This is a genomic window from Pseudarthrobacter humi, assembly GCF_024294965.1.
Classification (GTDB): Bacteria; Actinomycetota; Actinomycetes; order Actinomycetales; family Micrococcaceae; genus Arthrobacter; species Arthrobacter humi.
In genome coordinates this window covers 1-7,410 of sequence record NZ_JANCLV010000030.1, presented here as the reverse complement: position 1 = coordinate 7,410, position 7,410 = coordinate 1, and the positions used below count along the sequence as shown (strand labels likewise).

Here is a 7,410-nt window from a genome sequence, read left to right as displayed (position 1 = left end):
CGCGCGGGCGTACATGCCGGGGGAGGCGTGGCCCTGGAAGAAGACCTGGTCACCGCCGCCGGGGTGGTCCTTGCCGCGGAAGAAGTGGTTGAAGCCCACCTCGTACAGGGTGGCGGCACCGGCATAGGTGGAGATGTGCCCGCCCACCCCGATGTTCGGCCGCTGGGCCCGGTGGACCATGATGGCGGCGTTCCAGCGCATGTACGCCCGGTACCGGCGCTCGAACTCTTCGTTGCCGGGGAACGGAGCTTCCTGGTCCACCGGGATGGTGTTCACGTAGTCCGTAGTGGTCACCATCGGCACGCCGACGCTCTGCGCGCCCGCCCTTTGGAGCAGGCTCCGCATGATGTATTGGGCACGCTCGGTGCCCTGTTCCTGAATCAGGGCATCCAGGGACTCCAGCCATTCGGCGGTCTCTTCCGGATCACGATCAGGCAGCTGGTTTGTCAACCCGCTGAGGATATGGGAGGTCTCTTCTCCTGCAGCCACGTCCAGCCTCTTTTCATCGTTGAATAGTTTGCTCAAGTTTTCATTCTGTGAGAAAACTTTATTGCATCTCGAGATTATCTAGGTGACGAGCCAAGCGTCAAGGCGGGCGGACGGTCACATTTGGCTGGTAGCGGAGCCACAAGCAACGCGGGGTCAGATACCGCCCAATAGGCCGCCCGGAATCGGCCGTATCTGACCCCGCGTTGCTTTCAGGCGGACGTGAGGAGCCTGCCCCAGCGCGGGTCCAGCAGCGGTGCCCCCGCCATCCTGAGGCAACGCCACAGCGTTACGGCCACGGAGTCCAGCACGGGAACGCCCGTCTCGGCCTCAATTTCCGCGGTGATGTTGGCGCCGTAGAGGTTGGTGCAGAGGTAGATGACGGCGTCCGGCCTGGACGCGGCAAGCTCCAGCGATCCGGGCAGCATTTCGGCGTCGGAGACCCGGGCGAACGACTCGTTGTCGCTCAGGCCAAGGAACCGGTGGTCGAGGGTCTTGATGCCGTCCCGTTGGTAGGACGCGACGATCTGTTCGTTGACGTCCGCGGTGTACGGAGTGAAGAGCCCGATGCGTTCGGTGCCGAAGGTCCGGAACGCTTCCATGTACGCCAGGGTTGATGTGGTGGCCGGGATTCCCGTAGCGTCCGTGATTTCCTCCACGAGCCGGCGGTCATGGTCGGCGCCGAGCCAGGAACCGGAGGTGCCGTTCCAGGCGATGACGTCCACATCGGCGGTGGCGAGGAGTTCGGCGGCTGAACGCATGACCGCGGCATCGAACTGCTTGTCCGAGGACTTATCGAGGGCAATGCGGGTGACCGGGATCCGGGCGAAGTGGATGGTGACGTCGTCACGGTCGCCCAGGATCCGGTAGCTCTGCGGTTCGAGGCACGTGTTGGAGGACGGCACGATCATGCCGATGCGGGTGGCGCGGGTTGTGGAAGGCATGAGGGCTCCTAACGGGTGGCCTGGGCGGCGGGAGTAGGGACGGACGTCGCGGCCAGATGCTCGCGGAAGCCGAGGCGGGGCACGAAGCGGCCCACAGGACCGGGATCGTGGAACCCGTCGCTGTCCACCACCACGCGTCCGGCGGAGACGACGACGGCGGGCCAGCCCATGAGCGTCCTGCCGTCGAACGGGGAGAAGTCGGTGCCCATGTGCAGGGCCTCGCCGTCGACGGTTCTTTCCTCGGCCGGATCGAAGATGACCAGGTCGGCGTCGAACCCGGGGGCGATGGTTCCCTTGCGGGGTAGGGCGTTAATGCGGGCGGGGCCGGCGGCGAAGACTTCGACGAAGTCCTCGACCCGGGCTTCGCGGGCTCCTTCCATCAGGGCGGTGAACGTGACGGGCATCCGGGTTTCGACGCCCGGGAGTCCGTGCGGCATTTCGCGGATGTCATCCGACCGCTCCCGCTTTTGCGTGAGGTCGTAGCAGGAGTGGTCGGAGGCAACGGTGTGGATGGCGCCGTCGGAAAGCCGTTCCCGGAGCGCGGCGACGGTCTGCGGGCTCCGCATGGGCGGGCAGCAGGCGTACCACTCCGGCATCACCGATCCGTAGACGCTGTCGTCAAGGGTGAGGTAGTGGGGACAGGTCTCGGAGTAGGCCTCTTGGCCTCGGCCGCGGGCCTCGGTGACCAGATCCACGGCTCCGGGAGTGGACTGGTGCACAAAGTAGACGGGGGCACCGGTGTATTCGGCCATGGCCAGGGTTTCCTTGACCGAGACCTCTTCGGCCAGTTCGGGGCGCGTGCGGTGCAGGTGTTCGACGCCGATCCGACCGTCGTCAGCGTGCTGCTGGGTGCAGTCCGCGATGATGGGGTCGTGCTCGGCATGGATGTAGGTGAGGCCGTCCAGGCGGACCATTTCGCGCATGACCTTCAGGATGGTGTCCCCGTCCGCCATGGTGGTGCCGCGGTTGGTGGTGTACATCTTGACGGACCGGACGCCCTCGGCGGCGAGCTGCTCCAACTGCCAGGGCACGGTTTCGTCCCAGCTGACCACGGAGCCGTGCAGCGCGACGTCGCACCGGGACTCGCGGGCCAGTTCCTTCTTGGAAAGCACGGCGTCCAGCGGGGTTTCCCGGGCGTCCCGGGGGATGCCGAAGTCGATAATGGTGGTGGTGCCGCCCCACAAAGCGGCCGTCGACGTGGTCCGGTAGTCATCGAGGGTGCGGAACCGCCCGGTTATCTGGTCCACGTGGCAGTGTCCGTCGACGCCGCCGGGAATGACCAGCAGGCCGGCGGCATCGATAACGCGCGTAGCGGCGGGGACGGGCTCGGCGGCGTCCACCAGCCGGTCGATGCGGCCCTCCCGGACCACAACGTGGGCCCCGTGGCGGCCGAAACTGTTGACTACGGTGCCGTTGGCAATGACGAGTTCTGGCGTGTCGGACATCGGTGTCCTCCTAAATAGAAGTGGCTAGTTGGCCGGTGCGGGCGCGGCCGGTTGGGTGACGCGGGCGGGATCGTGCGCGGCCGCGTTCTGCGCGGTGGTGAGTGCGGCGTCCAGGTTCTCGGACAGGCCGCGGCGGGACTTGGCCGGCGGCGGTGCGAAGGCGCCGGCGCGGTGCGGTCCCGAATCGAGCCCAACAACAGCTTCTGCCATGCGGATGCCTGCGGAGATACCGTCCACCACGGGGACGCCGATCTGCCCGCGGAGTTCGCGGGCCAGGCCGGCGAGCGGGGCTCCCGCGAGGATCACGACGTCGGCCCCGTCCTCCGTGACGGCCTGGCGGCTGAGTGCCAGCAGGGTTGCCTTGAAGTCCTGCTGCACCGAGGCGATGCCGTGGAGGGCTTCGTTGATGGAGCGGATCGATGCCAGCCGGCCGCCGAGCCCGAAGCGCTCCACACAGTCCCGGTACCAGGGCCGGATCCGGTCTGAGATGGCGATGATGGAGAACCGGTGCCCCTGCAGGGCGGCTGCGCAGAGTGCCGCCTCGGTGATTCCGATAACGGGGATGTCGGTGAGTTCCTTCAGCGCGGGCATCCCGGGGTCGCCGAAGGCGGCCACCACAACGCCGTCGATGCTGGCGCCGTCGCGGGTGTACTCGGCGACGATTTCGGCGACGGCTCCGGCCGCGACCAGGGATTCAAAGCGGGTTTCGATGTACTCCACGCCGTACCCGGCGGTCCGGACCACAAGTTCGGTTCCGGGGGAGGCGGAGCGGAGGGCCTCCGCTTCGATCAGGGCGGTAACGTCGTCGCTGATGTTGGGGTTGATGACCAGGAGTTTCATGGTTTTTTCCGATGCAGCTTGGGCTCGGCGGCGGTGGAGTCTTCGGGGAACTGTTCGCGGTACTTGCCGATGTGCGACGCCGATTGGGCGGCGGCGCGTTCCGGGTCGCCGCTGGCAATGGCGGCGTACAGGTCACGGTGTTCCTGGATCAGTTCCGGGAGGTCGCTGACGTGGCGGAAGAGCCAGTGCATGCGGCCCTGAAGGGGTTCCAGCGCTGAGCGGAGAAAGTCGTTATTGGCGATGCGGGTGATGGCGTCGTGGAATTCGCTGTTGGCGCGGTGGGCTTCCATGATGGCGCCCTTGGCCAGGCAGCGGTCGGCTTCATCCAGCAGGGCCTGGAGTTGTTCGAGGTCTTCGGGCGTGGCGCGGGAGGCGGCCAGGCGGCAGGCAAGCACCTCAAGGGACTGCCTGACATCGAACAGGTCCTCGACGTCTTTGGGACTCAGGGTGCTGACCTCGGCTCCGCGGGCGCCCCTGTCGCTGATGAGCCCTTCCTGGCGCAGCATGCGGAGCGCTTCGCGGACGGGAAGCCGTGACACGTTGAATTCGGCGGCGAGGTCGCGTTCCACCAGCCTGGTGCCGGGAACGTAATGCCCTTCGAAGATCCTGTTGCGGAGGGTGTCCCGGACAGCCTCCCGAAGGGGGCGTTCCTTGTCCTGGGTTTCTTCTGCGCTGTGCATGCTTCTCCACTTTCGGTTCTTGTCTGGCGTTGCGTTCCCGGCGTCAGGAACAGGTGCGTGTGGCTAGCTTAGACAGGTAGCCGCTTGTTGTAGTTCAGGGTCAGGACGGATACCCCCATGATGATCGCGGATCCCACGAAGTACAGCAGCGCCCACGTGTAGGAGCCGGTGGCACCGACAATCAGGCCGACCGCAATCGGGGTCACGAAGCCGGAGATGTTGCCGCTGAAGTTCATTGCCCCGCCCAGGACGCCGGCGTTGGTCCGGCCGCCCAGGATGGAGGGGATGCTCCAGAACAGGCCCACCCAGCGGAGGAAGAACATGACCACGGACAGGAGTACGACGGCGGTGGTGGGGTCGGCCACGACGGTTACGCCGATCAGGCCGCCGATCACCACCACACTGGAGGTGCCCAGAAGCGTGCGCATCACACGGTTGGCGGAGGCGCCGGTGGACTGCCACTTGTCGGCGATTGCACCGCCCAGGATTTCGCCGACAAAGCCGGCGCCGAAGATCACGAACGTGGACCAGCCGATGGTCTTGAGGTCGAAGCCCTTGTCCTGGGCCAGGTAGAGCGGTCCCCAGGTCAGCAGTCCGTAGAAGACGCCGTTGAAGCCCAGCCAGCCGAGGCACATGGCCCAGAAGGAGCGGAATTTCAGGTAGGGCAGAAGGGCGCGCTTGCCCTTGCTGCCGTCGAGCTCGGCCGCAGCGTCCTCTGCAGCATGGGAGGCTTCAATGTATTCGGCCTCGGCGTCGTTGACCCCGCGGTGCAGGCGGGGATTGTCGCGGACGTACCACCAGACCGCCAGGCCCATCAGGACTGTGGCGGCACCGGCGATGATGAACGCGAGGCGCCAGCTGCCGGTGGAGGCGATCAGGCCGGCAATGATGATGCCGCCCAGGCCGGCGCCAAGAGGCGCGCCGGCGTCGAGGATGGTGGCGCCGCGTCCGCGCTCCGACTTGTGCATCCAGATCGCGTTGAGCTTGCCGCCGGCCGGCATGACGCCGGCTTCCGTGACGCCAATGCCCAGCCGGGCAATGAACATGCTGAGGAAGCCCCCGGCCAGGCCCGAGGCGGCCGTGGCGGCGCCCCAGCCGACGCAGGACGCCGTCATGACCTTGCGGGGACCGAACTTATCGATCAGGAGGCCTACCGGGACCTGCATCAGCGCGTAGGTCCAGAAGAAGGCGGAGAGCAGGAGGCCCACGAGCTCGGGGGCGAGATTGAATTCCTTCTGGATGATGGGCAGGGCCACCGAGATGGAGCCCCTGTCGATGTAGTTGACGGCGACGAGGACCAGCAGGAGCAGGAACATTTTCCAGCGGACGTTGGTGCGACGTTGCACGCCGTCCTTGCCGGTTTTGCCGGCTTTGTCGTCGGGGAGCGGTACGGCGGTTTCAGTATTTTGAAGAGACACAACTTCTCCTTTGCAGAGAGGGAGATTGCAGGCGGGAAGAATGGCTTGGGTGTTCGCGGGGCAGGAGGCCGCTGGTGGGGCGTCCTGGAGCCTAAGTCCGGAGAAGCCGGGCCATGAACTGTGGCCTGGAATCCGGTTCTCGATCTTTTGGGATCCCAAATTGGGATCCCAAAATTCAGAATAGAAGTGACCCGTACCACTGTCAAGGAATTTGTTCCGTTATGGCCCACTCGGGCCAAATCACCGATTGTGACTGCGGCCGGTGTGCGGAGCCTGGGCGCGCGAAAGGGCCCGCGGCGACGCCGCGGGCCCTTCCTGTCGTCTCAGTTTTCCGGCAGGGGCCGGTGGGCTCAGCTGCCCCGGTACGTGGAATAGGCGAACGGGCTCAGCAGGAGCGGCACATGGTAGTGGGCCTCCGATTCCACCACGCCAAACGTGAGGGTCACCTCCGGGAAGAACGTTTCGGTGCCGCTGGCGGCGAAGTACTTGCCCGTGTCGAACGCCAGGCGGTAGGTCCCCGACGGCAGCCGCTCCGGCCCCAGCTCTTTGATGCGTCCGTCCGCGTCGGTGGCGCCCTCTGCGATCGGGACCCAGCGCTCGCCGTCGAGCACGTGGAGGGTTACCGGGACCTCGGCCGCCGGCTTCCCGGAGCCGGTATCGAGTACATGGGTGGTGACGTGGGAGGTGCTCATCTGCCGATCAGCCCTTCGAGTCGGAGCACTGCGATTTCCCGCAACTGCTGGCCAATGATTGCTTGTTCTGCTTCGGGGGTGTGGGCGAGCCTGGTGTTGAGGGCGGCCAGGATCTCCTCGCGGCTGCGGCCGGCGGCGCGGATCAGGAACACCTGCCCGAATTTCTCCTCGTAGGCCCGGTTGCCTTCCGCGAGGGCCTCGGCCACGGCAGCGTCGGCCACGCCCAGTCCGGCCTGTTCCGACTGGGACAGCTTCGCTTCCGCGCTGTCTCCCTGCGCCCGCTCGCCGATCCGCGGATGGTGGGCAAGGGCCGCTTCGATCTCCGCCGGAGTGAAGGGTTTGGCTGCGCCGCCGCCCGCCGCCAGGAGCGCGTCGATGCTGGAATAGGGCCGCGCGTCGGCGAGCTCGTCGATCCAGCGTTGGATGTCCAGGCAGGGACGCAGCATATCGGCAGCCTCCGGGCGGCCGGCCATGTTGAACTGTTCAAGGTGCATACAACAGATCCTTGTGTTTTGATGCTGGCATCCACGGTGTAGGGCTATGCGGATACTTGATTCCGCATCATGGAACTGTTATTTCAGCATATGCAAAAGTCAACCGCACGCACTGGCGGGTGTCAACTGCCGGGACGCTGCCTGGGTCACGCCCCAAACAGAAAGCGGACGACGGCGGGAGGTCCCGCCGTCGTCCGTCTTGCGTTTTGTCACTGCTGAGGACGGTTTCGCCGAGATAGGCCAGGAGATTACCCTGCGCACCTTCGCCGGAATGGGCCGCGACATGAATGATGCTCCTATTGCTGTCAATGTTCCTTGAGCCAGGCTGAGTAGCGCTCGTAGAACTCGTCATCGCGTGTTTGGCCGCGCTCGAGCCGGGATAGCGAACTGGGCCAGACGCGGAGTGCATCG

Annotated in this window: 8 protein-coding genes; all 8 read right to left on the bottom strand. The window is 65.9% G+C overall.

The annotated features are described in order from the left end of the window. Positions 1-489 (bottom strand): pyruvate dehydrogenase E1 component-related protein (locus tag NFC73_RS20515; RefSeq protein WP_504967627.1); only part of this gene is annotated, 489 nt, incomplete at its 3' end. A 209-nt stretch (positions 490-698) separates the two neighbouring features. Beyond that, on the bottom strand, positions 699-1,430 hold the full coding sequence (locus tag NFC73_RS20510; RefSeq protein WP_254753298.1) for a maleate cis-trans isomerase family protein: 732 nt from the start codon (positions 1,428-1,430) through the stop codon (positions 699-701). An 8-nt stretch (positions 1,431-1,438) separates the two neighbouring features. After that, on the bottom strand, positions 1,439-2,875 hold the full coding sequence (locus tag NFC73_RS20505; protein ID WP_254753296.1) for an amidohydrolase family protein: 1,437 nt from the start codon (positions 2,873-2,875) through the stop codon (positions 1,439-1,441). 24 nt (positions 2,876-2,899) lie between these two features. Continuing rightward, entirely contained in the window at positions 2,900-3,715 is an 816-nt protein-coding gene (locus NFC73_RS20500) for an aspartate/glutamate racemase family protein (RefSeq protein ID WP_254753294.1), read from the bottom strand. Beyond that, positions 3,712-4,395, bottom strand: a complete 684-nt coding sequence (locus NFC73_RS20495) for a GntR family transcriptional regulator (RefSeq protein ID WP_254753292.1) — start codon at positions 4,393-4,395, stop codon at positions 3,712-3,714. The genes NFC73_RS20500 and NFC73_RS20495 overlap by 4 nt, the downstream gene beginning before the upstream one ends. Positions 4,396-4,463: 68 nt before the next feature. Then, positions 4,464-5,813 (bottom strand): MFS transporter, encoded by a 1,350-nt coding sequence (locus NFC73_RS20490; RefSeq protein ID WP_254753290.1) that lies wholly within the window; start codon positions 5,811-5,813, stop codon positions 4,464-4,466. A 350-nt stretch (positions 5,814-6,163) separates the two neighbouring features. Next, complete coding sequence (uraH, locus tag NFC73_RS20485; protein ID WP_248758541.1) at positions 6,164-6,505, bottom strand: hydroxyisourate hydrolase; 342 nt, start codon at positions 6,503-6,505, stop codon at positions 6,164-6,166. Beyond that, the gene (gene uraD, locus NFC73_RS20480; protein ID WP_254753288.1) at positions 6,502-6,999 is read right to left on the bottom strand and encodes a 2-oxo-4-hydroxy-4-carboxy-5-ureidoimidazoline decarboxylase; all 498 of its coding nucleotides are present in this window, start codon (positions 6,997-6,999) and stop codon (positions 6,502-6,504) included. The genes uraH and uraD overlap by 4 nt, the downstream gene beginning before the upstream one ends. Positions 7,000-7,410 lie beyond the last annotated feature (411 nt).

Excerpts from the sequence above, each read along its gene's own strand:
- NFC73_RS20510 (WP_254753298.1), bottom strand. The coding sequence starts at position 1,430 with ATGCCTTCCACAACCCGCGCCACCCGCATCGGCATGATCGTGCCGTCC.
- NFC73_RS20505 (WP_254753296.1), bottom strand. The coding sequence starts at position 2,875 with ATGTCCGACACGCCAGAACTCGTCATTGCCAACGGCACCGTAGTCAAC.
- NFC73_RS20500 (WP_254753294.1), bottom strand. The coding sequence starts at position 3,715 with ATGAAACTCCTGGTCATCAACCCCAACATCAGCGACGACGTTACCGCC.
- NFC73_RS20495 (WP_254753292.1), bottom strand. The coding sequence starts at position 4,395 with ATGCACAGCGCAGAAGAAACCCAGGACAAGGAACGCCCCCTTCGGGAG.
- uraH (WP_248758541.1), bottom strand. The coding sequence starts at position 6,505 with ATGAGCACCTCCCACGTCACCACCCATGTACTCGATACCGGCTCCGGG.
- uraD (WP_254753288.1), bottom strand. The coding sequence starts at position 6,999 with ATGCACCTTGAACAGTTCAACATGGCCGGCCGCCCGGAGGCTGCCGAT.